Here is a 23,240-nt window from a genome sequence, read left to right as displayed (position 1 = left end):
GTGCCTAGCGCGCGCCTGTTGCGCCCTCGATATCGACCGCGACCACGTCGGTGACATCGTCCGCGCCGGTGCGCGCGACGCCCGGCGCTGGCTGCGCCGGCTCGCTTTCCAGCCGATGCAGCCACGCGAGCAGTTCCGCCACCGCCTGATAGAGCTGCGGCGGAATGCGCGCGTCGAGGTCCACCTGCATCAGCAGCGAGACCATTTCGGGCGCTTCGTGCACATAAAGGCCGGCTTCCTTGGCGCGCTGCACGATCATCTCGGCGAGCATGCCGTAGCCCTTGGCGATCACGCGTGGCGCCGGATCGCCGCCTTGTGCGTCGTAGACAAGCGCAGCCGCGCTGCGACGATGTTTGCGGCTCATCACATGTCCCAGTCGAAATCGTCGAGCGGCGCGGCCGCTGCGTTCGACGCGTGCGGCGCGCGACGGCTTTTTCCGGCGGCGGCACTTGCCGGCGCCCCCGATGCGGCAGACGCGGCAGACGCCGCGGCGTCCGCCCGGCTCGCCGCCGAAGCCGACCGCGCATACGCGGAAGCCGCTGCCTGAGCCGCAGCCGCGGCGCCCGCTGCCGCCGCGCCGGTGGCGGGCGCACCGCCGCCGATCTCACGAATCGTCAAACCGTTCAGCTGGAGGCCCGCCGCCGCGAGCCGCTGGCGAAAACTTTCGCCCTGCATCGCGAGACGCGCCGCGCCGCCGGGACTCGCCTGTACACGCGCGACGAGGCGCATGCCGGTCAACGTCAATTCGGCGTCGACGGTGCCGAGCGTCGGCAGCGACAGCGTCAGGCGCGTGCGCCACGGCTGATCGTCCTCGCTATCCGCACCGCCGCCGCTGCGGTCCCACTCGTCGCCTTCCTGCTCGATGGTCCAGTCGAGCTTCGCGCCGGGCCATGCTTCGCCGGTCCAGCGGAACTGGCCGGTTGCGAGCAGATCCAGTTGCTGGCGCACGAGCGGCACCGTCGCGGGATGGACCGCGGCCGCCTGCGGATTCTGCTGCGAGCCGCCGTCAGCCGCTGGCGAGGCCGCGTTATGCAGGCCCGCATGGGACGTCTGGCCGTTCAGGTCGGAAAGGGAACTTGCCAACACTTCACCGGCGACGAAGCGCGCGGCCTGCACGGTATCGATCGACGGCATCGGGCGGCCGGCGGTGTTAGCTGCATTCGGGTTCGCGGCATTCGCGCTGCCCGCATCGGCCGCGCCGCCTGAGGCGTGCGGCGTGGCGCCCATGCCTTGCCTCGCGGCAGCTTGCGCCGACGACGCGTCGCCCCCATCGCTTGCCCAGTTCAACGGTAATTGCGCGGCGGCGGCGACGAGCTTGTTCTGTGCTTCGCCCGCGAGTGTCTCAGGCGAGCGCTGGCCGCTCAGCCATTGCGCGAGGTGTGCTTCGTAGAAGAGGCCGCTGTCGCCGACCGTGTGCGAAAGCGCGGCCGCGAGCGCCGCCACCGGCACCTGGGCCGCCGCGACATTGGCCGTGGCCGCGGAAGCCGCGGCGCTGGATGCGGTATTGGAAGGAGCAGGCGCGTCGAAGAGCGGCAAAGCGCCCGGCTCGACGTCGAGTGCGGGAGCGGCGGGCCAGATCGGTAACTGCCCGACGATCGCGGGCGTCGCCTCGCCGCCGGAGCGCACGATCGCGTTGAGCGTGAGTGCGACGGCGGACAGCGCGGTCTGCGCGGAAGGCTGCGGCGCAACAGGAGCGGCCGGAGCGGGCGTTGTCGGCGCGGTCTCGACGTCGGCCGCGCCCGTCTGGGCGGTGGCCGCGCTGCCGGGGGCAATGTTGAGCAGGCTGTCGACGCGGGTCGCGAGGAGCGATGCGACGGCCGTGTCGATTCCGTTCATGCCGATTCCTTGATCACATTGGCGGCAACGCGCTCAATTCACACAATCAGACGCCTTGCGGCCACCCTCAGCGCGCCCCGTACAGCTCCTTGAGCACCCGGGACGGCCGGCCGCCGAACAACGCCGACAGTTTGGCGAGGCTCGGATTGGCCAGGTCGCGGATCGCGGCGTCGTCGGCGAGGATTTGCCGGATCAGCGCGTATTTGCGCAGGCGTTCCGTCTCGTCGAGTTTGACGCCCGTCTCCGCCTCTTTCAGCGTGTCGACGAGCAGCCGGTATTCATCCTGCAAGTGGACCAGATCGTTCCACAGGGCGCGTCGGGCAGCCATCAGCATGCGGCAGGACAACGCTGCAATGGCCTCGTAGCGGGCAAAGTATTCTGCGTTCGATGTCATCTCATGCTTTCCGCGACCGGCTGAGCAGCCATTCGCGCTATCTCCGGGGCAATCCCGATCCATGCCTCTTCGAGCGTGGCCAGCAGGCCATCTACTTCGACCAGCATTGCCTCGCTCTCTTTTATGTTGGCTTCGAGCAGCCGGCGCGACATATAGCTATATAGCGCGTTCAGCCGCTCTGCAATCTCACCGCCCACCTCAAGGTTGAGCGACTGTTGCAGCCCGCTTTCGACGATCTGAATCGCCTTGCCGATCGCCTCTCCACGACCGGGCACATTGCCCTGCTGCAAATGCATCCGCGCTTGCGCGATTGCCTGCCGGGCCCCCTGATACAACATCACGATCAGACGATGCGGACTCGCGCCCATCACCCCTGTCTCGACGCCCACGCGTGCATACGCATTGGCTCCAGAGTGTCCTGGGGAAAACATCGGCGCTCCTCCTCAAATGCAACTACGGTTGGTCGTGGCAGCCCATCGCGATGCGTAAGCGCACCCCGATTCATGCCTGTATCTGGTTATCGGATACGCAGCGAGAAAGCTTTAGGCCGGTGTAAGGAGGATTAAGGGGTGCAGGTTGCGCGCGCCCTCAGGGGCGCGCGGCGTGTGTCACGCGGGCAGTTGCAGCCGGGCGGGCGGAACATTCTTGCCGCCATGGCCGCAGCCTCGATCAGACCTGCATCTGCATGATGTCGTTATAGGCGGACACCAGCTTGTTGCGGACCTGCAGGCCGAACTGGAAGCCGACGTTCGCCTTCTGCATGTCGACCATCACGTCGTTCAGCGAAACATTCGACGCGCCAAGCTCGAACGCCTGCGATTCGCCGACCGCCTTGGTCTGATCGCCGCTGATCTTGTCCAACGAAGCCTTCAGTGCCGACGCAAAACCGCCGGCGGTAGCCGCACCGGACTCACCTGCTGCCGAAGCGCCGGCAGCGGCGGTGCTGCCGCCGGCGGCCTGCGCCGCCATCGACTGCAATTGTTGCAGCGCCGACGAAAGCGCGTTCACGGGCAAAGTCATGTTCTCTCCAGGAATAACGAGCGGCACGACCAAACCGTACCGATCTGGACGAAAGCATAGCAGCGGGCTTTCCTGGAAAGCCCCGAAACTAGGGGGGAAACCCGGCTCTATTCAAGCAATCGGGCGCGCCTGCCGTGCGGATAATTTCAGTCGTGAAAGTATCTGTCCATACTCCCGCCGAGCCTCGGTGCGGTTGAGCGGCAGAACGCAAAAGGCTTCCCGGAGAAACCCGACGCATGGATTCGTCAGCCAACTCTTTGATCAACCCCGACGCCCGCATGGGCCTCGCCGGCGCACAGCCCGGCGCGGCAGCGGCGGGCGCCGGTCAGCCCGGCGGTAACGCTGACCTGGGCGGCCTCGGTGGCGGCCTCGGCGGCAATTTCGGCCAGCGCCTGTCAGGCCTCACGCAAATGCGCGGCAACCCGCGCGCCCCCCTGATTTTCGCGGTGGCGCTGCTTGTGGCCGTGGTGGCGGGTCTGTTCCTGTGGTCGCGTGCCCCGGACTACAAGGTGCTCTACAGCAACTTGTCCGACCGCGACGGCGGCGCGATCATCACCGCGCTGCAGCAGGCCAACATTCCGTACAAGTTTTCCGAGTCGGGCGGCGCGATCCTCGTGCCGGCCGAGCAGGTGCACGAGATGCGGTTGCGCCTCGCATCGCAAGGCCTGCCGAAGAGCGGCTCGGTCGGCTTCGAACTGATGGACAACCAGAAGTTCGGCATCAGCCAGTTCGCCGAGCAGATCAACTATCAGCGCGCGCTGGAAGGCGAGCTCGAACGCACGATCGAATCCGTTTCGTCGGTCAAGTCGGCGCGCGTCCATCTGGCGATTCCGAAGCCCTCCGTGTTCGTCCGCGACAAGGAAGCGCCGTCGGCGTCGGTGCTCGTCAATCTCTATCCGGGCCGCGCGCTCGACGAAGGCCAGGTGCTGGCGATCACGCACATGGTGTCTTCCGCGGTGCCGGAAATGCCGGTCAAGGGCGTGACCATTCTCGATCAGGACGGCAACCTGTTGACGCAGCCGTCGGTTGGCGGCGGTCTCGACGCGTCGCAACTGAAGTATCGCCAGCAGATCGAGCGCAATACGCAGCAGCGCATCGACGCGATTCTTGCGCCGCTCTTCGGCGCCGGCAATGCGCATTCGCAGGTGAGCGCCGACATCGACTTCTCGCGCACCGAACAGACTTCCGAAAACTACGGCCCGAACGGCAACCCGCAACAGGCGGCGATCCGCAGCCAGCAATCGAGCACCGCGACGGAAATGTCGCAAGGCGGCGCGTCGGGCGTGCCGGGCGCGCTGTCGAATCAGCCGCCGCAGCCTGCTTCCGCGCCGATCAATGCGCCCAATGGCGCGAGCGGCGGCGTGACGACGACGCCCGTCAGCGATCGTAAGGACATGACCACGAATTACGAGCTCGACAAGACCGTGCGTCACCTCGAGCAGCCGATGGGCGGCATCAAGCGCCTGTCGGTGGCTGTGGTGGTCAACTATCTGCGCGTGGTCGACGGCAAGGGTCACGCGACGATGCAGCCGGTCACCGCCGACAAGCTCGCGCAGGTCAACCAGCTTGTGAAGGACGCGATGGGCTTCGACGCGCAGCGCGGCGACTCGGTCAACGTGGTCAACAGCCCGTTCACCGCCGACGTGGACCCGAATGCGGACCTGCCGTGGTGGCGCACGCACGACATGCTGGCTCTGTACAAGCAGATCGCGACGTATCTCGGCATTGGCGCCGTCGCCCTGTTCCTCTACTTCGTGATGGTGAAGCCGGCGCTGCGCCGCGCCTTCCCGCCGCCGGAACCGGTCGTCGCCGCGGCGCTGCCGTCGCCGGACGAGCCGATCCTGCTCGACGGCATCCCGACCGCGGAACGCGCCAACGGCAACGTCGAAATCGACGCCAGCGACAGCGAACTGCTGGCGCTGGAAAACGCGAAACACAAATATGAGCGGAACCTGGAGTTCGCACGCAGCATCGCGCGCCAGGATCCGAAGATCGTTGCAACAGTCGTCAAAAATTGGGTGACCGATGAGCGCTGAAGGCGTAATGAAGAGCGCGCTTCTGCTGATGTCGATCGGCGAGGAAGAAGCCGCGCAAGTGTTCAAGTTCCTTGGACCGCGTGAAGTTCAGAAGATCGGCGTCGCAATGGCCGCCATGAAGGCCGTGACGCGCGACGAGATCGACGTGGTGCTGCACGAGTTCGTGCGCGAGGCGGAAAAGCACACCGGCATGTCGCTGGACTCGAACGAGTACATCCGTTCGGTGTTGACGAAGGCGCTGGGCGACGACAAGGCCGGCGCGATCATCGACCGGATCCTGCAAGGCAGCGACACCAGCGGTATCGAAGGCCTGAAGTGGATGGACTCGCCGGCCGTCGCGGAACTGATCAAGAACGAGCACCCGCAGATCATCGCGACGATTCTCGTTCACCTCGACCGCGATCAGGCGTCGGAAATCGTCGCGTGTTTCACGGAGCGTCTGCGTAACGACGTGCTGTTGCGAATCGCGACGCTCGACGGTATCCAGCCGGCCGCGCTGCGCGAACTCGACGACGTGCTCACGCACTTGCTGTCGGGCAGCGACAACCTGAAGCGCAGCCCGATGGGCGGCATTCGCACGGCGGCGGAAATCCTCAACTTCATGTCGAGCAACCACGAGGAAGGCGTCATCGAGAACGTCCGCCAGTACGACGCGGAACTCGCGCAGAAGATCGTCGACCAGATGTTCGTGTTCGAGAACCTGCTCGACCTGGAAGACCGCGCGATCCAGTTGCTGCTGAAGGAAGTCGAATCGGAAGCGCTGATTATCTCGCTGAAGGGCGCAGCGCCTGCACTGCGTCAGAAGTTCCTGTCGAACATGTCCCAGCGTGCAGCCGAGCTGCTCGCGGAAGACCTCGACGCGCGCGGCCCGGTTCGCGTCTCCGAAGTCGAGACGCAACAGCGCCGTATCCTGCAGATCGTGCGCAATCTGGCAGAAAGCGGCCAGATCGTGATTGGCGGCAAGGCGGAAGATGCATATGTCTAATCGCAACTCCACGGCAAAGGAAAGCCTCTCGGCCTACCAGCGCTGGGAGATGGCCTCATTCGATCCGGTGCCGCCGGCACCGCCCACGTCCGAGATCGACGAAGCGGCTTTCGAAGCCGAGCTTGAGCGCCTGCGCGAAGCCGCGCACGCGCAGGGCATCGCATCCGGCCACGTGGCCGGCCAGGCGCTCGGTTATCAGGCGGGATACGACCAGGGCCACGCGCAAGGCTTTGAACAGGGCCGAAGCGAAGCGCGCGAGGAAGCTGCGCGACTCGCCGCGCTCGCCGAAACCTTCAAGGCCGCGCTCGACGGCGCGCAAGGCGCCATTTCGGAGACGCTCGTCGCGCTCGCGCTCGACATCGCGCAACAGGTGGTGCGCCAGCACGTGCAGCACGACCCGACCGCGCTGATCGCCGCCGCCCGCGAGGTGCTCGCGGCGGAACCGGCGCTGATCGGCGCGCCCGCGTTGATCGTGAGCCCCGCCGATCTGCCGGTGGTCGAAGCGTATCTGATGGAAGAACTGCAAACACGCGGTTGGACCGTGCGCACCGATCCGGCCGTGGAGCGTGGCGGCTGCCGCGCGCAGGCCGGCAGCGGCGAGGTGGACGCCGGCATCGATACACGCTGGGAACGCGTTGCCGCGGCGCTCGGCAAAGTGAGTACATGGTGAAACCGACGCTCGAGGAAATCCGCGCAAGCGACCTGACGCCGCTCGAACGCGAGCTGGCGCTGGCGTCGTTCGGCGCCGAGGCGTTCGCGAACGCAGTCTCGACAGCCGCGACGGCGGCTGACCCGGGTCATGCTCATCCGGTGACGGGCGCGGCCGCGAGCCGCGAGTCGGCGCCGGCTGCGGGCGCTGGTATGGGTGCGAGTCCGGCCGTCGCCAAAGCAGCAAGCGCCGCGGCTCCTGCTGCATACGATCCCGCGCTCGACAGCAACCCGCATATGCAAGCCTGGCGCGGCCGGCTCGACGCACTGCGCGCGCGCAACGCGATCGCGAAGCCGATGCGCGCCTGCGGACGCCTGACGCGCGCAGCCGGTCTCGTGCTCGAAGCCGTTGGATTGCGCCTTTCGGTAGGCGCCGAAGTGATGATCGAACTGCCGCCGGGCAGTTCGCTGCCGATGGCTGAAGCGGAAGTCGTCGGCTTCTCCGGCGACAAGCTGTTCCTGATGCCCACCACCGAAGTGATCGGCCTGCTGCCCGGCGCGCGCGTCTACCCGCTCGAAAGCGCGCCGATCGCCGATCCGATGGCGGGCGCGAAGCGTCTGCCGGTCGGCTGGGAACTGCTTGGCCGCGTGCTCGATGCATCCGGCCGCCCGCTCGACGGACTCGGCCCACTGGGCGCGCATGCCGACGCGCCGCTGTCCGCGCCGGTCATCAATCCGCTGAACCGGGAGCCGATTCACAAGGTGCTCGACGTCGGCGTGCGCGCGATCAACGCGCTGTTGACCGTGGGACGCGGCCAGCGCATGGGGCTGTTCGCAGGCTCGGGCGTCGGTAAATCGGTGCTGCTCGGCACGATGGCGCGCTATACCAGCGCCGAAGTGATCGTGATCGGCCTGATCGGCGAGCGCGGCCGCGAAGTGAAGGAATTCATCGAACAGATTCTTGGCGAGGAAGGGCTCGCGCGCTCCGTCGTGATCGCCGCGCCGGCCGACGTCTCACCGCTTTTGCGGATGCAGGCCGCGTCGTATTCGACGTCGCTCGCCGAATATTTCCGCGATCAGGGCAAGCACGTGTTGCTGCTAATGGATTCGCTGACCCGCTACGCGATGGCGCAGCGCGAAATCGCGCTGGCCGTCGGCGAGCCGCCCGCGACGAAAGGCTACCCGCCTTCTGTGTTCGCGAAGCTCCCGGCGCTCGTCGAGCGAACTGGCAACGGTCCGGCGGGCGGCGGTTCGATCACCGCGTTCTACACGGTGCTGACCGAAGGCGACGACCAGCAGGACCCGATTGCGGACTCGGCGCGTGCGATTCTCGACGGCCACATCGTGCTGTCGCGCTCGCTCGCGGAAGCCGGCCACTATCCGGCAATCGACATCGAAGCGTCGATTAGCCGCGCAATGACCGCGCTGATCGACGATAACCATCTGGACAAAACGCGTATGTTCAAGCAGATGCTGTCGCGCTATCAGCGCAACCGCGATCTGATCAACGTTGGTGCTTATTCGAGCGGACGTGACGCGTTGCTCGACCGCGCGATCGCGCTTTATCCGCGGATGGAAGCCTTCCTGCAGCAAGGCTTTCGTGAGTGCGCGAACTTTGAACCGAGTGTCGAGATGCTGGACGCGCTGTTTGCCCAAGGAGCCTGACGATGGCGAAACACTTTCCGATCAAGACGTTGATTGGGCTCGCGCAAGACGATGTCGACGCCGCCGCGCAACGTCTTGGCCGAGCACAGCGCGAGCGCAACGAAGTGGAGGCGCAGCTTCAGTCGCTCGTGCAGTACCGCGACGAATACCACGCGCGTTTCACGGCAACCGCCCAGGCGGGGATGCCCGCCGGCAACATGCGCAATTTTCAGGCGTTCATCGACACGCTCGACGCCGCCATCGAACAGCAGCGCAACCTGCTAGTGACGGCCAATGCGCGAGTCGAGGCGGCCAAACCCGACTGGCAGCGTCAGAAGCAAAAGCTCGGCTCGTATGAAGTGCTGCAGGCGCGCGGCGAAGCGGCCGAGGCCAAGACCGTGGCGCGGCGCGATCAACGCGACGCCGACGAACACGCTGCACGAATTCTGAGGATGCGCGCGGAAGGCGCCTGACGCCCGCGCCGCCCTCGACTGACTGAACACCGTACCATTTGACGGATTGACAGGACACTTATGTCGCTTCTTTCACAGATCGGCTCGCTGCCAGGTTCTACCGGCAGCACCTCTACCAACGGTTCGAACAGCGCCGCGGCGCTCGCCGCCGCAAGCGCGAAACCGTTCTCGCAAACCCTGCAGCAAAGCATCAGCTTTCAGAACAGTGCGGCTGCAAGTGCGGCTGCAAGTGCGGCTGCAAGTGCGGCTGCAAGTGCGGCTGCAAGTGCCGCTGCAAGCGCGGCCGCGAAATTCAACGCGAGCGCGAGCCAGTCTGCCGCGGCGCCCACGCCCTCCCCGACGCCGGCCGATGCTTCGCAGGCGTCGTCGTCGAGCGTGCACGACGCGCCGCCGTCGGACGATTCCGCAACCCAAAACGCCGACGACGCGAGCAGCGACACCAAGGACAGCACCGCGTCAGACGCGGCGGCGTCTGCGCCGGCGGACAAGCCGCCACAGGCATCGACGGACAAGACGGGCGCCACGCCTCCGAAGTCGGCCAACACCGCCAACGTGGCGAGCAGCAGCGACGCAAGCACCGCGGCCGCAGCCGCAGCGGCTCAGGCGCAAGCCCAGGCCCAGGCCGACGCAAGCGCTGCGGCCGATGCGGCCAACGTGAACATTCCCGCAGCGCCGGATGCCGGCACGACCGCAGCCGGCGCGGCCACCGACGCCACCACGGTTGGCCTGCCCGGCAAGAAGGCGCCGACCGATCCGAAGTCGCTGCAGGACGCATTGCAGGCGGCTCTGGCGGCGCTCGCGAACGGCCAGGCCGTGGTGCCATCGCAGGCGCTGGCAAGCGGCGCGGCCGCAGCTGCGGCGGCGAACGGACTCGCAAGCGCGAACGCGTCGCTAAACGACACAGACGGCAAGACGCTGGAAGCCGGTCTCTCCGGTGGCGGCAAGGGCTCCGCAGCCGCCCGCGGCGCATTGACGACGACCGCGACCGTGGTGGACCCGACGGCGGCTGCGTCGGCTGCTTCCGCAGCGGCGGCGGGTGCGTTGGCATCGGCGGGTGCGGCAGGCGCACAGGCGGACGATCTGGCGGCGTTCAAAAACGCAGCCGACGCGGCGAGTGCAGCGCTGGCCGCGTCGCAGGCAGCCGCGAACGCAGCCAGCACGACGGCCGCCGTGCAGACGACCGGCAATGCGGGCGCGGCTGCAGCAGCAAACGCGTTGGGACCGCAGGTCGGCACGACCGACTGGGAGGACGCGCTGAGCCAGAAGGTCGTGTTCCTGTCGAACGCTCATTCGCAGAGCGCCGAGCTGACGCTGAACCCGAAGGATCTCGGGCCGCTCCAGGTTGTGCTGCAGGTCGCCGATAACCATGCGCACGCGTTGTTTGTTTCGCAGCACCAGCAGGTACGTGAAGCCGTCGAGGCAGCTTTGCCGAAATTGCGCGAGGCGATGGAAGCGAACGGCATCGGACTCGGCAGCGCGAGCGTCAGCGACGGATTTGGGCGCCAGGGCGGGCAGCAGCAGAATGCCGAGTCGGGACGCTCGGGCTCTGGAAGCCGCTCTACGGCAGGTAGTGGAGGCGACATGGGCGGTGCGGCTGGTGCCGGCGTGGCGGCGGACGTTGGCGTGCGGCGCAGTGTTGGGTTGGTCGATACGTTTGCCTGACGGGTCTTGCCGGTTGCGGCTTTTTTGGTGGTTGATTCGAGGTGTTGGCCGTTCCTCGATATCGCGGTGCTCTATTGGCGCTGCCCTTGTGCGGGGCAATGCCAATAGACCACCGCGATTTCATTTCAGGGAAAGGCCAAAAACTAGAGATAGCCCGCATTAACCCTTCTGTTCGACCCATCGCGCCGCAGGCAAATCAACAACAATCACTATCACCAGCACTAACGGCAAGCAAGCAAACCTCATGGCTACCACTCCCGCAAATCAGCAAGCCGCGCCCGCGTCTCCGGGCCCCTTGAAGCGCATCATCCTGATCGCCCTCATCGCTATCGTCGCCGCCGGCGGCGCCGGCGCAGGGGTGTGGTTCTTCATGTCCAAACGCGCTCCGGCCGCCGCCACCGCAGCTGCGCCGGCCCCGGCTCCCGCTCCGACGTTCTTCCCGCTCGAATCGATGACGGTCAACCTGCAATCGGACGACGGCCAGCAGCACTTCCTGCGTATCGGCCTGACGCTCAAGCTCACCGATCCGAAGACGCCGCAGGAACTCACCGAACACATGCCGGAAATCCGCAGCCGCATCCTGCTTGCACTGTCGAACCATCATCCGGATGAACTCGCTCCGCTCGAAGGCAAGCACGCGCTTTCCACGGAACTGCGGACGCTGATCGAGCAACCGACCGACAAGGGTGCGGCGCCGATCCATGTCCAGGACGTGTTGTTCACCGAATTCGTCGTGCAGTGACGTCGTTGTGACGCTATCCCGCACTGCCATCATCAACCGTCACGGTATGCACGAGGAATAAGGAATGGGCCACGAAGAGTTCATGTCCCAGGAGGAGGTCGATGCCCTCCTCAAGGGCGTAACCGGCGAGTCCGACTCTGAAGCCGAGCAGAGCGAACGTGTAGGCGTACGTCCCTACAACATCGCGACGCAGGAACGCATCGTCCGCGGCCGGATGCCCGGCCTCGAAATCATCAATGACCGCTTTGCGCGCCTGTTGCGCGTCGGCATCTTCAACTTCATGCGGCGTTCGGCGGAAATCTCCGTCGGTCCGGTGAAGGTGCAGAAGTACAGCGAGTTCACCCGCAACCTGCCGATCCCGACCAACCTGAACCTGGTCCACGTCAAGCCGTTACGCGGCACGTCGCTGTTCGTGTTCGACCCGAATCTGGTGTTCTTCGTGGTCGACAACCTGTTCGGCGGCGACGGACGTTTTCACACGCGTGTCGAAGGTCGCGATTTCACGCAGACCGAGCAGCGCATCATCATGAAGCTGCTCAACCTGACGTTCGAACACTACGCGGCGTCGTGGAAAAGCGTGCGTCCGCTGCAGTTCGAGTACATGCGCTCGGAAATGCACACGCAGTTCGCCAACGTCGCGACGCCGAACGAAATCGTCATCGTCACGCAGTTCTCGATCGAATTCGGCACGACGGGCGGCACGCTGCATATCTGCATGCCGTATTCGATGATCGAGCCGATCCGCGACATTCTGTCGTCACCGATTCAGGGCGAGGCGCTCGAAGTCGACCGCCGCTGGGTCCGCGTGCTGTCGCAGCAGGTGCAGGCGGCGGAAGTCGAACTGACGGCCGACCTCGCGCAGGTGCCGATTACGTTCGAACAAATCCTGAACATGCGCAAAGGCGATGTTCTGCCGATCAACATTCCCGAGCACATCACGGCCAAAGTCGACGGCGTGCCGGTGATGGAATGCGGCTACGGAATTTTTAATGGTCAATACGCGTTGCGCGTGCAAAAGATGATCAGCGCAGCCGACACGATGAAGGAAGGTGGATATGAGTGATCTGAACGCAAAGCCCGCGGACGAGCTGACCGCCGCCGCAGCGCAAGTGGCCGCCGACGCGGCGAGCGCGGAAGACGAAGCAGCGCTGGCCGACTGGGCGAGCGCGCTCGCCGAGCAGAACGACAACCCGAGCGAGATCAGCGCCAGCACGGCCGGCGTGTTCCAGCCGCTGTCGAAAGTCGCGTCGACCACGACGCGCAACGACATCGAAATGATTCTGGACATTCCTGTCCAGATGACCGTCGAACTCGGCCGCACCAAGCTCGCGATCCGCAACCTGCTGCAACTCGCGCAAGGTTCGGTGGTGGAGCTCGACGGCATGGCCGGCGAACCGATGGACGTGCTGGTTAACGGCTGCCTGATCGCCCAGGGTGAAGTGGTGGTGGTGAACGACAAGTTCGGTATTCGCCTGACCGACATCATTACGCCGTCAGAACGTATCCGGAAGTTGAATCGATGAAAACGGCAGTCCGCCGCGCCGTGTTCCCTGCGTCGCGTCACGTCTTCTCCCGCGCAATTGGCGCAGCGCTGTCGGCAACGGCGTCGTTCTGCGCACCGTTCGCTGCGCACGCAGCCGACATGAACGCAGTCAATAACGCAGCGAAGATGGCGTCGAGCGTGGGCGCGGGCACTGCGGTTCCGGCGCTTGGCGTCGGCGCGGTATTGCAGACGATCGTCGGCCTCGTCGTCGTGATCGGTCTGGTGTTCGGATGCGCGTGGCTTGCGCGCCGCTTCGGCTTGCAGCCGGGCAGCCGCAGCGGACTGGTGAAGACAATTGGCGGCGCGTCGCTCGGCGGTAAGGAGCGAGTCGCGGTGGTCGAGATCGGCGATATGTGGCTCGTGCTCGGTGCCGCGCCCGGCAACGTGCGCCTGCTTCATACGATGCCGGCGGGATCGGTCGCCGTAGACACGATCGGCAATACCCAGGCGGGCACGCCTGGCGTACCGGGCAGTAGCAGCGCGGCAGGCAGCACCGGATTGCCAGGCAGCTTCGGCCAGCGCTTTCGCGACGCCCTGAAGGGCGAAGTGAGCAAACGTTTCAACGGGCAAGGCAACGGGGTTCGGTAATGCAGTTCAGTCTTCAATCGGCGCCTGGCGCGCCCTCCATTCGGACCTCGCGCGCCGCCTCTGCAGTGCTTCGCGGTTTGCATCGCGCCGCGCCCGTCGCGTCGCTGGTTGTGCCCGTAGCCTTGCTCGCGCTGCCGACGCTTTCGTTCGCGCAAACCGCCGGCTTGCCGGCCTTCAACACGAGCCCGGGCCCGAACGGCGGCACCACGTATTCGCTGAGCGTGCAGACGATGCTGCTGCTCACGATGCTGTCGTTCCTGCCTGCGATGGTGCTGATGATGACGAGCTTCACGCGCATCATCATCGTGTTGTCGCTGCTGCGCCAGGCGCTCGGCACGACGACCACGCCGCCTAACCAGGTGCTCGTCGGTCTTGCGCTCTTTTTGACGCTGTTCGTGATGTCGCCGGTGCTCGACAAGGCTTACACCGACGGCTACAAGCCCTTCTCCGAAGGTACCGTTCCGATGGAGACGGCGGTGAGCCGCGGCCTCGCGCCGTTCAAGACGTTCATGCTGCGTCAGACGCGCGAAAGCGATCTCGCACTGTTCGCGCGCATCTCGCACGCCGCGCCGATGCAAGGCCCGGAAGATGTGCCGCTGTCGCTGCTCGTGCCTTCGTTCGTCACGAGCGAACTGAAGACAGGCTTCCAGATCGGCTTCACGATTTTCATCCCGTTTCTCATCATCGACATGGTGGTGGCGAGCGTGCTGATGTCGATGGGCATGATGATGGTTTCGCCCGCAACGATTTCGCTGCCGTTCAAGCTGATGCTGTTCGTGCTCGTCGACGGCTGGCAACTGCTGCTCGGCTCTCTTGCGCAGAGCTTTGTCTGAGCGTGCTCGCCCGGTAGTCCGTGTTTTCAACGTTGTGCCAGTTTCCGGTTGAATCGCCATGAATCAAGAATCCGTCATGACACTCGCGCACCAGGCCATGTACGTCGGCCTGCTGCTCGCCGCGCCGCTTCTTCTTGTGGCGCTGGTGGTCGGCCTGGTGGTGAGCCTTTTCCAGGCTGCCACGCAGATCAATGAATCGACCCTGTCGTTCATTCCGAAGCTGCTCGCTATCGCGGTCACGATGGTGATCGCCGGTCCGTGGATGCTCACTACCATACTCGACTACCTGCGCCAGACGCTCACCAACATTCCGACGCTCGTCAACTGAGCGCCGCGATTTCCTCCCTGCATCGAGCCTCGCCGCCGCCATGTTTTCCGTCACCTACGCGCAACTGAACGCCTGGCTCACCGCGTTTCTGTGGCCGTTCGTGCGGATTCTCGCGCTCGTCGCGACCGCGCCGGTGCTCGGCAACCGCTCGCTGCCGCTGCGCGTGAAGATCGGCCTGGCGGCTTTCGTGACGATCATCGTCGCGCCCACGCTCGGCGCGCTGCCGCAAGTCACGGTGTTTTCCGCGGAAGGCGTGTGGATCATCGTCAACCAGTTTCTGATCGGCATCGCGCTCGGCATGACCATGCAGATCGTGTTTCAGGCGATCAGCGCGACCGGCGACTTCGTCGGCCTCGGCATGGGCCTTGGCTTTGCCACTTTCTTCGACGCGCAGGCGAGCAGCTCGAGCCAGGTGCTGTCGAGCTACATGAACACGATCGCGATGCTGGTGTTCCTCGTGATCGACGGGCATCTTCAGATGGTCAGCGCCCTGCTCGCGTCGTTCAATTCGCTGCCCGTCTCGGCAAATATTCTCGGCTCGCCGGGCTGGCGCACGCTCGCCAATTTCGGCAGCACGATTTTTTCCGCGGGACTGCTGCTCTCTCTGCCGGTCGTCGCCGCCCTGCTGATCACCAACCTCGCGCTCGGCATTCTCAACCGCGCGGCGCCGCAGATCGGCGTGTTTCAGATTGGCTTTCCGCTCACCATGCTGATCGGTATGCTGCTTTTGCAGTTGATGATCCCGAACATGATTCCGTTCTTCGGGCGGCTCTTCGCAGTGGGCATCGACCAGATGGGGCGGGTCGCGCTGGGATTCAGGTAGCGGGGGAATTAGGGCCGTTGCCCGCTCGCCATCAGACGTGACTTTGAAGCCGACAGTTGATGTCGGCTTTTTTCGTTTGGAAGCGCGACCGTTGCTAGCGGTGCTCCCCGTTGAATCTGTTGATGGAACATGTGCTTCGCATACTTCGCACGCCCCAGAAAACAAAAGCGCGGTAACCAGTCCCCCGGTTACCGCGCTTGCCCATCGAAACTAATCGAGCAGAAGCTCTATCAGTTCAGATACTGAAACAGCGACATATTCTGGATCTTCACGAACGCCTGTTGTGCTGCTTGCAACGCGTTCTGCGCCAGCGTGTATTTGCCGACCGTCTTGATCATGTCTGTTTGCGTCAGGTCCGACAGGTTACTGGCCGTTTGCAGCGTATTGGTCTGCGTGACCGCCTGCAATGCCTTGACCTCCTGTGAGCGGCCGCCCACAGTCGCTTGCGCGGTCGTGATGTTGTTCATCGTGTTCTCGAGCTGAGTCATGCTGGTCGTGAGCGCGCTCTGAAAGCTCGCGGTCGACGCACCGCCCGAGATCGGCGATTGCAGCGTGCTGATCAACTGGCTCAGGTTCGCGAACACGTCCATGCTGCCTTGGGTCGCCGGAGTCACCGAGAAGCTGTCGCCCGCGTTCGGCGCGCCGCTGATCGTCACCGACTGGCCGCCGAGCGTGATCGCCGTACCTGCCGTGAAGGCTTGCGGTGCGCTCGTCGTAACCGCGCCGGTCGCCGGATCCGTCTGGCTCACGGTGTAAGTCGTCGACGACGTAAAGTTGATCGCGTATTTGTCGGCGTTCGTCGGATCGGTCGGGTTGTTCAGGCTCACAGTGCTGATGACACCCGTGCCCGTATTGCCCGTGGTCGCCGCAGGAACCGCGCTCGTGCCGATGGGCGCGACGCTGCTGAAGATCGAAATGCCGGTGTCGCCGGTCTGCACGACGTGCGAGTCGGTGATCTGCACTGCAGGCGTGCCGGTATCGCCCGAATACGTGACCACGCCGGCCGAACTCGTCGTGTACGGCTGTGCGCTGCTTTGATAGCCGGCGAACATGTAGTTGCCCTGCGGGTCCGTCGAGTTCGCGAGCGTTATCAACTGGCTGCGCAAGCTTTGCAGTTGCGTCGCGATGGAGCCGCGGTCGCCATTGTTGAGCGAACCGTCGCCGGCGTGCAGCACGAGCGTGTGGATACTTTGCAGCACGTCGTTGACGCTGCTGAGCGTCGTGTCTTCGAGTTGCAGCGACGCGAGCGCCGTGTTCTGGTTGCTCGTGTACTGCGCGAGGCTCGTCGCGGTCGAACTCAACTGCACGGCCTGCGCCGCGCCGAGCGGATTGTCCGACGGCGTCGCAAGGCTCACGCCGCTCGAGATCTGTGCGTAAAGCTGCGACAACTGAGCTTGCTGATCGCTCATCGTCGCCACGTTCATGGTGAAGTACTGCGTGCTGGAGATGCGCATGTTCAACGCCTCACTGGAAGATGCCGAGCAGCGTCTGGAACAGGGTCTGCGCGGTCTGAATGACCTTGCTGTTCGCCTGATAGAGCTGCTGATACTGAAGCAGATTGGCTGCTTCCTCGTTGATGTTGACGCCCGAGACGGACTGCTGCGCGGTGGTGATCTGCGTCACCAGCGAAGCCTGCGCCGTGCTCGAAGTCTGAATCTGGTTCGTCTGGTTGCCGATGTCGTTGACGTAGTTCGCGTACGCACCCGTCAGCGTGACCGTGCCGCCGTTCATCGATTTCGCCGTCGACAGGTTCGACAGTGCAAGCGCGTTGCGGCCGTCGTTGTTCGCGCCGGTGTTCGGCCCGATGGTGAACTTGTCGCCGGCAGCGGGCACGCCGCTGATCGTCACCGACACATTGTTCATCTGGCCGGCGGTCGCGTTGTTGATCGTCAGACTCGCGCCGTTGCTCGACGAATACGGCACGACGGTCGTCGCGCTCGCAATCGAATAAGTGGTCGCCGGCGAGCCCGCCACGGTCACCGTCGAGCCGACCGGGAAGCCAGTGAGACCAGTGCCGTCGTATGTCAGCGTGGTCGTCGAGTTCGGCATCGTGTAGCCTGCCGTGACCGTGCCCTTCGTGATAGCGCCGGTGCCGGTGTTGGTCGACGCTGCCGCGCCGAGAACGGGCGCTGCGGCCGCGATGGCCGAGGCGTCCGTCGTCGCAGTTGCAAAGCTGTTCAACGCGCCGCGGGTCGGCTGGACCGTGAACGAGTCACCCGCGTTCATCGTGCCCGTGGTCGAAAAGTTCAGGCCGTTGATAGGCTGGCTCAGATTCGTCGCCGAACCCACCACGCTACCCGTCGAATTGTCGGTCAACGTATAGGTGGTGCCGTTGAAGGCGAGCGTGTAGTCGCCGGTGGTCGGCTGTGCAGGATTTGCGAACGACACGTTGAGCGACGCATTGCCGGTGTTCTGCGTGTTCGCATAGACGGTCGGGCCGCCCACCGAGAACAGGGCGCCGCCCTGCACGCCCGCGAGCGTAATGCCGAGCGCGTTCTGCGCGTTGACCTGCGACGCGAAGCTCACCGCAATCGCGCCGAGTTGCCCTTCTGCCGGATCAAGCGTCTGGCTGCGGAATGCGACGAGACCGCCGAGCGTGCCGCCCTCGATCTTGCTGTCGGGCAAATCTTGCGGCGCGGCGGCAGGGTTTGCGCCCGCCTGGCCGAGATACTGCACGGACAGTTCGCTGGAGTCGCCCGTTGAAGGTGTAGTGCCCAGATTGAAGCTGTTGCCACCCGACACAAGCGGCTGGCCATTGCTCATGAAGACGCCATAGCTGCCATTGCTGTTCACCACCTGCACGCCGATCAGTTGCGACAGATTCGACACCGCGAGATCGCGCTGATCGAGCAACTGGTTCGGCGGCTGGCCTTGCGTGCTCGCGGCGGAAATCTGGCCGTTTAACTGCGCGATCTGCTGCGTGTAGCTGTTGATCTGCGAAACGGTGTTGCTCAGTTGCGTGTTGACGCTCTGGCGCAGCGCGTCATATTGCTGGCCGGCGGCGTTGATCTGGTTCGCGAGTGTCTGCGCACCGCTCATCGCCGTCTGGCGCGTGGCGAGGCTCGAAGCGTTGTTCGAGACGTTCTGCATGCCCGTGAAATAGCTCGTGACCGCGCTGGCAATACCGGCAGTCGGGCTGCCGATCAGATTGTTCAGTTGCGAGATCAGCGTGTTGTAGGTCGCGAGCGAGCTGCTGGACGACTGCGCGTTATTGAGCTGGGTCGTCAGATACTGGCTGTATTGGCGAGTCACCGTGACGGTCGAGACGCCTTGCGGCAGATAGCCGGAACCCGTGTACTGCCCACCCGTCTCCGCGAAGACCGGCGTTTCAATGGTATAGCCGGGCGTCGACGCGTTGCTGATGTTCTGGCCGGTCGTCGTGAGTCCCCACTGGGCTGCATTCAGTCCGCTGAGGCCGAGATTGATGAGATTGGACATGCGTCATCCTGAAGGGCGACACCACACATGCCGCCGCGTTACTTGAACTTAGTGTTTAACGGCTTGCGCGACGGAAAATTGAGGCCATTCACGACGCTTGCGAGAGTTTGTTTCAACGTTTGCGATGCCGATGCGCCGGGCCTTCGCCGGCGCGCCATGTCTGGTCCGCGCGCTGTCAACGAACCAGCGAACGGCGCTTCATTTCGAGTTGCGTGATGAGACGCTGCAACGTGTTCTCCGCGTTGCCGGGCAGCGTCAGAAAGCGGAAACCGAGCTGATACCGCTGGGTGCCGTTGGGCAGCGCGAGCGAGCGATGCGACACGAGTTGCAGATCGAGCGAGAGGCGGCCCAATCCGCCGAGCGACAATTCGCAATCGTCGAGACGCGTGCCCATAGGCAGTTCGGCGACGCGTTCGTCGGAAGTGCGCATGCCGACGCCGCCCAGCGAGAGGTCATGCACCTCGAAACGGAACGAATCGCCTTCCGGCAGACGACCGCTGCACACGTACGGATCGAGAATCGGTGCGTCGACGCGGAAATACTCACGGCGTTGCACGTAGTACAGCACTTCCGGAAAGTCGGCTTCGAATGCCGGCATTCCCTCGTAACGCGTTTCGCGCGGCGTGCTGGTGACGAACTCCATGCGCACGCCCTCGGGCGCCGCGTGGAACTGACAGCTCGACGCCGCAAGCAGACCGCGGTTCTGATCGGACAACGCGCCCCAGTCGAACGTGAAGGTGCGTCCGCGCACGTCGACGTCGAGCAGGCGAGTAACGAGCTGGCCGCCGGCATATTGAACGGTAAGAAAATCGCCCCGATTGACGAGGTTGCGCAATTGAACGCCGATTTCGAGCGGATTGCGGCGGCCAAAATCGAGTGCACTGTCGTCCAGCGGAACGTGCGGCTGAAGCGTGTCGGTTGGGCCGTTCGACTGATTGGTTTCCATGGGCTTGCCGGTATGCATGTTCTTGCGGGTACGTGCCAGAGCTCCTGACGGGGCTTTCACGCGGTCTCTCATTCCCGGCCGCGGCACGCACATTCAACCGGACATGAACGCTTCCGGTATGGGGTCTAACGGATTAGCGGCAGTATCGAGCCAAAATTTAGGGGCGACTAATAATAAATTTAGAATGATCTCGCGCAAACGTTAAAGCCCCGGTAACTCGCCGATAACGCGTCTTTAAATCGCCCGCCGTTTTTTCGCCGCGTGTTTGTCGCTTGTACGTCCCGTGTTCGACGCGCCCCGCAAAACCACCTCTCGTGGCCAATCCGCATCGACCCGGCCACATTCACGCCCGCTCAGCCCATCTTTTGCATGATGGACATCAGTTTCTTCGCGTAATGCGGATCCGTTGCATAACCGGCGCGCTGCATGCCGTTCGCAAAACCCTTCACGTCGTGCGCGGAATTGATGACCTGCGCGTAGCGCGGATTGCCCTTCAGCATGCTCGCGTAGTCGGTCATGGCTTCCTGATACGAATCGTATGCGCGGAATTTCTCGACCACGCGCTGCGGCTTGCCGTTCACATACTCGGTGGTGAGCGTGGAAACCGTCTTGCCGGTCCAATCCTTGGTCGCCTTGATGCCGAATACGTTGTGGCTGGTGCTGCCGTCAGCCTTTTTGATCTCGCTCTTGCCCCAGCCCGATTCCAGCGCCGCCTGGCCGATGATGAAGCGCGCCGGAATGCCGGTCGCCGCGCTGGCAGCCTGCGCAGGAGCCGCAAGCTTGTCGACGAAAGCGTCTACCTTCGGCGAGCTGCCGTCACCCTTCAAGGGCGGCGTCAACGCGCTGTTCGCCGAGTAGCCTTTGCCCATCGCGAGCTGGCCGTTCGCTTGCGCATTGCCGTAGGCCTTGGCAAGCGCGTTGAGCGCCGCGGTCTGGCCTTCGTCGCCGCCGCTGCCGCCGCCGAGCGCGTTGGCCATGCCGGCCAGTCCGCCCGCGCTGCCGGCTCCATTCGGACCGCTCACTTGCATGCCCTGGTTGCGCATCAACTGCTTGAGCATCGCATCGGCCACACCGATGCCCTTCTGCGACATCTGCTGCGACAACTGCTGATCCATCATCGACGTGAACGTCGCGCTGTCGTGCGAGTCGAACGGGCCGTCCTGCGGCGTCGCATCGCGCATGCTCTTCAGCATCATCTGCGTGAAGACCGCGTCGAACTGCTGCGCAGCCACCTTCATGCCGGCTTGCGGCGACGCCTTCGCCTGCGCGCTCAGCTTAGCGAAACCCTGCACGTCGAGCGCGAAGCGCTGGCTAAGATCGTTCGCCGCGGCGGCGGAATTGGTCGTATCCGAATTCATCTGCTGTTGTCCTTAGATGATTTCCAGGTCGGCGCGCAACGAGCCCGCCGCTTTCATGGCCTGCAGGATCGACATCAGATCCGCGGGCGTCGCACCCAATGCGTTGAGCGCCTTCACCACGTCGGCGAGGTTCGCGCCGGCGGTTACGAGCTTCAGCGCGCCGTTGTCCTGCTTCACCTGAATCTGCGACTGCTTCGCCACCACCGTCTGGCCGTTCGAGAACGCGCCCGGTTGGCTCACCACCGGCTGCGTATTGATCACGACCGACAGGTTGCCGTGCGCGACCGCGCAGTTTTGCAGCGTGACCATCTGGTTCATCACGATCGAGCCGGTGCGCGCGTTCAGGATCACCTTCGCTGCGGCCTGCGCCGGCTTGACGTCGAGATTCTGCAGTTGCGCCATGAAGGCGACCTGCTGTTCGGGATCGGTCGGCGCACGCAGTTGAATCGTGCGGCCGTCGAGCGCCGTGGCCGTGCCGCCGCCGAACGCGTTGTTCACTGCCGCCACCACGCGTTGCGTCGTGTCGTAGTCCATTTCGTTCAGGTCGAGCTGCATCGTGCCGGCTTGCGACACCGACGTTGGCACTGAGCGTTCGACGATCGCGCCGCCGGCGATACGGCCGGCAGCAAGCGTATTGACCTGCACCTTGCTGCCGTTGGCGCTCGCGCCAGCGCCGCCAACGGCGAGATTGCCCTGGCCGAGTGCGTACACCTGGCCGTCGGCGCCCTTGAGCGGCGTGAGCAGAAGCGTGCCGCCGCGCAGGCTCTTCGCATTGCCGAGCGAGGACACGGTCACGTCGATCTGTTCACCGGGGCGCGCAAACGGCGGCAGCACCGCCGTCACCATCACCGCGGCAACGTTCTTCAACTGAACGTTCGACAGCGACGATTGCGAGTTGCTCGAACCGGCGGCCTGGTTGTTGATCGAGATGCCGAGGTTCGCCAGCATGTTGGCGAGCGTCTGCGTGGTGAACGGGGTCTGCGTGGTCTGGTCGCCCGTGCCGTCGAGACCGACGACGAGGCCGTAGCCGATCAGCGGATTGTCACGAACGCCCTGGATCTGCACGAGATCCTTCAGGCGCTCGGCGTGCGCGGGCGTCGCCGCCGGCAGCGCCGCGCAGGCGAGCGCGACGAAAGCCAGCGCCCGGCCGATCCGGCCGGCTCGCGCGAGAAAGCGGAAAGAAACAGTACCCATGATCACCACGGCGACACGTTGAGGAAGAAGCGCTGCAGCCAGCCCATGTTTTCGGCCTCGTCGAGATAGCCTTTTGCGGAATACTCGATCTTTGCGTCGGCCACCTGCGTGGAATACACGGCATTCAGACTGGAGATCGTGTTCGGATTCACCACGCCCGAGAACCGCACGAACTCGTTGCCCTGATTGATGAGCATCTGCTTTTCACCGCTTACCATCAGGTTGCCGTTCGGCAGTACACCGGTCACCGTCACGGTGATCGTGCCGTTGAATGTGTTCGACGCGTTGGCGCCGCCAGTGCCGCTGAACACGTTCGCGCCTTTGGCGCTCAGGCTCGCCCTGCCGAACAGTCCGGCAAGGAAGCCCGCCGTCGGCACCGCCAGGTTGGTACTGCCCGAGCGGTTTGCATTCGCACCCGAGGACTTCGTCGCGTTGACGTTTTCCTGGATCACGATGGTCAGGATGTCGCCGACATTGCGCGGACGCTGATCTTCGAACAACGGCCGGCCCGCGTAACCCGGGTTGTAGATCGAGCCGGGCGACTGCGCTTGCGGCGGCATCGGCGGCAGCGCCGTCATCGGCTGCTGCGTGATCGGCTGCTTCGGCACGAGGCCGCAACCGCCGAGCGCGACGAGCAGCGTGAGCTGCGCGAGCGCGACGGCAGTACGCGAATGAACCGGATTACGAGTGAAGTGCGACATCTTGATTACCGCCTGATTTACAGCCTGTTAATTACCAGTGACTTCAGC

24 protein-coding genes are annotated in these 23,240 nt (G+C 64.5%); 13 read left to right on the top strand and 11 right to left on the bottom strand.

What is annotated here, in order from left to right; translation table 11 throughout:
- Positions 1-4 precede the first annotated feature (4 nt).
- The 5 genes from BCA01S_RS11425 to fliE all read right to left on the bottom strand — a co-directional run bounded on the left by BCA01S_RS11425 (position 5) and on the right by fliE (position 3,250).
- A complete protein-coding gene (locus BCA01S_RS11425; protein WP_027776996.1) occupies positions 5-364 on the bottom strand; it encodes an EscU/YscU/HrcU family type III secretion system export apparatus switch protein in 360 nt (119 codons plus the stop codon).
- Complete coding sequence (fliK, locus tag BCA01S_RS11420; protein WP_027776995.1) at positions 364-1,836, bottom strand: flagellar hook-length control protein FliK; 1,473 nt, start codon at positions 1,834-1,836, stop codon at positions 364-366. The genes BCA01S_RS11425 and fliK overlap by 1 nt, the downstream gene beginning before the upstream one ends.
- A 67-nt stretch (positions 1,837-1,903) precedes the next feature.
- Entirely contained in the window at positions 1,904-2,230 is a 327-nt protein-coding gene (locus BCA01S_RS11415) for a flagellar protein FliT (RefSeq protein ID WP_027776994.1), read from the bottom strand.
- On the bottom strand, positions 2,227-2,661 hold the full coding sequence (gene fliS, locus BCA01S_RS11410) for a flagellar export chaperone FliS (RefSeq protein ID WP_027776993.1): 435 nt from the start codon (positions 2,659-2,661) through the stop codon (positions 2,227-2,229). Before fliS ends, BCA01S_RS11415 begins: the two co-directional genes overlap by 4 nt.
- Positions 2,662-2,899: 238 nt before the next feature.
- A complete protein-coding gene (gene fliE, locus BCA01S_RS11405) occupies positions 2,900-3,250 on the bottom strand; it encodes a flagellar hook-basal body complex protein FliE (RefSeq protein WP_027776992.1) in 351 nt (116 codons plus the stop codon).
- A 236-nt stretch (positions 3,251-3,486) separates the two neighbouring features.
- On the opposite strand from fliE, the gene fliF reads away from it, so the two are divergent.
- The 13 genes from fliF to fliR all read left to right on the top strand — a co-directional run bounded on the left by fliF (position 3,487) and on the right by fliR (position 15,555).
- A complete protein-coding gene (gene fliF / locus BCA01S_RS11400) occupies positions 3,487-5,286 on the top strand; it encodes a flagellar basal-body MS-ring/collar protein FliF (protein WP_027776991.1) in 1,800 nt (599 codons plus the stop codon).
- Positions 5,276-6,271, top strand: coding sequence for a flagellar motor switch protein FliG (gene fliG, locus BCA01S_RS11395; RefSeq protein ID WP_027776990.1), 996 nt, complete (start codon positions 5,276-5,278; stop codon positions 6,269-6,271). Before fliF ends, fliG begins: the two co-directional genes overlap by 11 nt.
- Positions 6,258-6,941 (top strand): flagellar assembly protein FliH, encoded by a 684-nt coding sequence (fliH, locus tag BCA01S_RS11390; protein ID WP_027776989.1) that lies wholly within the window; start codon positions 6,258-6,260, stop codon positions 6,939-6,941. The genes fliG and fliH overlap by 14 nt, the downstream gene beginning before the upstream one ends.
- Complete coding sequence (gene fliI, locus BCA01S_RS11385) at positions 6,935-8,584, top strand: flagellar protein export ATPase FliI (protein ID WP_027776988.1); 1,650 nt, start codon at positions 6,935-6,937, stop codon at positions 8,582-8,584. Before fliH ends, fliI begins: the two co-directional genes overlap by 7 nt.
- Positions 8,585-8,586: 2 nt before the next feature.
- A complete protein-coding gene (fliJ, locus tag BCA01S_RS11380) occupies positions 8,587-9,036 on the top strand; it encodes a flagellar export protein FliJ (RefSeq protein ID WP_027776987.1) in 450 nt (149 codons plus the stop codon).
- 60 nt (positions 9,037-9,096) lie between these two features.
- Complete coding sequence (locus tag BCA01S_RS11375) at positions 9,097-10,698, top strand: flagellar hook-length control protein FliK (RefSeq protein WP_027776986.1); 1,602 nt, start codon at positions 9,097-9,099, stop codon at positions 10,696-10,698.
- 244 nt (positions 10,699-10,942) lie between these two features.
- Entirely contained in the window at positions 10,943-11,440 is a 498-nt protein-coding gene (gene fliL, locus BCA01S_RS11370; RefSeq protein ID WP_020070763.1) for a flagellar basal body-associated protein FliL, read from the top strand.
- Between the two features lie 64 nt (positions 11,441-11,504).
- Positions 11,505-12,503 carry a flagellar motor switch protein FliM gene (gene fliM / locus BCA01S_RS11365; protein ID WP_020070762.1) on the top strand — a complete coding sequence of 333 codons (999 nt, stop codon included), beginning with the start codon at positions 11,505-11,507 and terminating at the stop codon, positions 12,501-12,503.
- Entirely contained in the window at positions 12,496-12,963 is a 468-nt protein-coding gene (gene fliN / locus BCA01S_RS11360; protein WP_027776985.1) for a flagellar motor switch protein FliN, read from the top strand. The genes fliM and fliN overlap by 8 nt, the downstream gene beginning before the upstream one ends.
- Positions 12,960-13,571 (top strand): flagellar biosynthetic protein FliO, encoded by a 612-nt coding sequence (gene fliO, locus BCA01S_RS11355; protein WP_027776984.1) that lies wholly within the window; start codon positions 12,960-12,962, stop codon positions 13,569-13,571. The genes fliN and fliO overlap by 4 nt, the downstream gene beginning before the upstream one ends.
- On the top strand, positions 13,571-14,404 hold the full coding sequence (gene fliP / locus BCA01S_RS11350) for a flagellar type III secretion system pore protein FliP (protein ID WP_027776983.1): 834 nt from the start codon (positions 13,571-13,573) through the stop codon (positions 14,402-14,404). The genes fliO and fliP overlap by 1 nt, the downstream gene beginning before the upstream one ends.
- 58 nt (positions 14,405-14,462) lie before the next feature.
- Entirely contained in the window at positions 14,463-14,732 is a 270-nt protein-coding gene (gene fliQ / locus BCA01S_RS11345; RefSeq protein ID WP_007179938.1) for a flagellar biosynthesis protein FliQ, read from the top strand.
- Between the two features lie 40 nt (positions 14,733-14,772).
- A complete protein-coding gene (gene fliR, locus BCA01S_RS11340) occupies positions 14,773-15,555 on the top strand; it encodes a flagellar biosynthetic protein FliR (protein WP_020070758.1) in 783 nt (260 codons plus the stop codon).
- Between the two features lie 230 nt (positions 15,556-15,785).
- Here the strand turns inward: fliR and flgL are convergent, their stop codons facing one another.
- The 6 genes from flgL to flgH all read right to left on the bottom strand — a co-directional run bounded on the left by flgL (position 15,786) and on the right by flgH (position 23,192).
- Entirely contained in the window at positions 15,786-17,009 is a 1,224-nt protein-coding gene (gene flgL, locus BCA01S_RS11335) for a flagellar hook-associated protein FlgL (protein WP_027776982.1), read from the bottom strand.
- A gap of 10 nt (positions 17,010-17,019) precedes the next feature.
- Positions 17,020-18,993 (bottom strand): flagellar hook-associated protein FlgK, encoded by a 1,974-nt coding sequence (flgK, locus tag BCA01S_RS11330; protein WP_027776981.1) that lies wholly within the window; start codon positions 18,991-18,993, stop codon positions 17,020-17,022.
- Between the two features lie 175 nt (positions 18,994-19,168).
- Positions 19,169-19,939: a flagellar brake protein gene (locus BCA01S_RS11325; protein ID WP_174447040.1), complete on the bottom strand. Its 771-nt coding sequence runs from the start codon at positions 19,937-19,939 to the stop codon at positions 19,169-19,171.
- 353 nt (positions 19,940-20,292) lie between these two features.
- The gene (flgJ, locus tag BCA01S_RS11320) at positions 20,293-21,297 is read right to left on the bottom strand and encodes a flagellar assembly peptidoglycan hydrolase FlgJ (protein WP_027776979.1); all 1,005 of its coding nucleotides are present in this window, start codon (positions 21,295-21,297) and stop codon (positions 20,293-20,295) included.
- A gap of 12 nt (positions 21,298-21,309) precedes the next feature.
- Entirely contained in the window at positions 21,310-22,491 is a 1,182-nt protein-coding gene (locus BCA01S_RS11315; protein WP_027776978.1) for a flagellar basal body P-ring protein FlgI, read from the bottom strand.
- A gap of 2 nt (positions 22,492-22,493) precedes the next feature.
- A complete protein-coding gene (flgH, locus tag BCA01S_RS11310; RefSeq protein ID WP_027776977.1) occupies positions 22,494-23,192 on the bottom strand; it encodes a flagellar basal body L-ring protein FlgH in 699 nt (232 codons plus the stop codon).
- Positions 23,193-23,240 lie beyond the last annotated feature (48 nt).

It is taken from the genome of Paraburkholderia caledonica NBRC 102488 (genome assembly GCF_000685095.1).
Classification (GTDB): domain Bacteria; phylum Pseudomonadota; class Gammaproteobacteria; order Burkholderiales; family Burkholderiaceae; genus Paraburkholderia; species Paraburkholderia caledonica.
This window is presented reverse-complemented; position numbering and strand designations above follow the sequence as displayed.

Excerpts from the sequence above, each read along its gene's own strand:
- BCA01S_RS11425 (WP_027776996.1), bottom strand. The coding sequence starts at position 364 with ATGAGCCGCAAACATCGTCGCAGCGCGGCTGCGCTTGTCTACGACGCA.
- fliK (WP_027776995.1), bottom strand. The coding sequence starts at position 1,836 with ATGAACGGAATCGACACGGCCGTCGCATCGCTCCTCGCGACCCGCGTC.
- BCA01S_RS11415 (WP_027776994.1), bottom strand. The coding sequence starts at position 2,230 with ATGACATCGAACGCAGAATACTTTGCCCGCTACGAGGCCATTGCAGCG.
- fliS (WP_027776993.1), bottom strand. The coding sequence starts at position 2,661 with ATGTTTTCCCCAGGACACTCTGGAGCCAATGCGTATGCACGCGTGGGC.
- fliE (WP_027776992.1), bottom strand. The coding sequence starts at position 3,250 with ATGACTTTGCCCGTGAACGCGCTTTCGTCGGCGCTGCAACAATTGCAG.
- fliF (WP_027776991.1), top strand. The coding sequence starts at position 3,487 with ATGGATTCGTCAGCCAACTCTTTGATCAACCCCGACGCCCGCATGGGC.
- fliG (WP_027776990.1), top strand. The coding sequence starts at position 5,276 with ATGAGCGCTGAAGGCGTAATGAAGAGCGCGCTTCTGCTGATGTCGATC.
- fliH (WP_027776989.1), top strand. The coding sequence starts at position 6,258 with ATGCATATGTCTAATCGCAACTCCACGGCAAAGGAAAGCCTCTCGGCC.
- fliI (WP_027776988.1), top strand. The coding sequence starts at position 6,935 with ATGGTGAAACCGACGCTCGAGGAAATCCGCGCAAGCGACCTGACGCCG.
- fliJ (WP_027776987.1), top strand. The coding sequence starts at position 8,587 with ATGGCGAAACACTTTCCGATCAAGACGTTGATTGGGCTCGCGCAAGAC.
- BCA01S_RS11375 (WP_027776986.1), top strand. The coding sequence starts at position 9,097 with ATGTCGCTTCTTTCACAGATCGGCTCGCTGCCAGGTTCTACCGGCAGC.
- fliL (WP_020070763.1), top strand. The coding sequence starts at position 10,943 with ATGGCTACCACTCCCGCAAATCAGCAAGCCGCGCCCGCGTCTCCGGGC.
- fliM (WP_020070762.1), top strand. The coding sequence starts at position 11,505 with ATGGGCCACGAAGAGTTCATGTCCCAGGAGGAGGTCGATGCCCTCCTC.
- fliN (WP_027776985.1), top strand. The coding sequence starts at position 12,496 with ATGAGTGATCTGAACGCAAAGCCCGCGGACGAGCTGACCGCCGCCGCA.
- fliO (WP_027776984.1), top strand. The coding sequence starts at position 12,960 with ATGAAAACGGCAGTCCGCCGCGCCGTGTTCCCTGCGTCGCGTCACGTC.
- fliP (WP_027776983.1), top strand. The coding sequence starts at position 13,571 with ATGCAGTTCAGTCTTCAATCGGCGCCTGGCGCGCCCTCCATTCGGACC.
- fliQ (WP_007179938.1), top strand. The coding sequence starts at position 14,463 with ATGAATCAAGAATCCGTCATGACACTCGCGCACCAGGCCATGTACGTC.
- fliR (WP_020070758.1), top strand. The coding sequence starts at position 14,773 with ATGTTTTCCGTCACCTACGCGCAACTGAACGCCTGGCTCACCGCGTTT.
- flgL (WP_027776982.1), bottom strand. The coding sequence starts at position 17,009 with ATGCGCATCTCCAGCACGCAGTACTTCACCATGAACGTGGCGACGATG.
- flgK (WP_027776981.1), bottom strand. The coding sequence starts at position 18,993 with ATGTCCAATCTCATCAATCTCGGCCTCAGCGGACTGAATGCAGCCCAG.
- BCA01S_RS11325 (WP_174447040.1), bottom strand. The coding sequence starts at position 19,939 with ATGGAAACCAATCAGTCGAACGGCCCAACCGACACGCTTCAGCCGCAC.
- flgJ (WP_027776979.1), bottom strand. The coding sequence starts at position 21,297 with ATGAATTCGGATACGACCAATTCCGCCGCCGCGGCGAACGATCTTAGC.
- BCA01S_RS11315 (WP_027776978.1), bottom strand. The coding sequence starts at position 22,491 with ATGGGTACTGTTTCTTTCCGCTTTCTCGCGCGAGCCGGCCGGATCGGC.
- flgH (WP_027776977.1), bottom strand. The coding sequence starts at position 23,192 with ATGTCGCACTTCACTCGTAATCCGGTTCATTCGCGTACTGCCGTCGCG.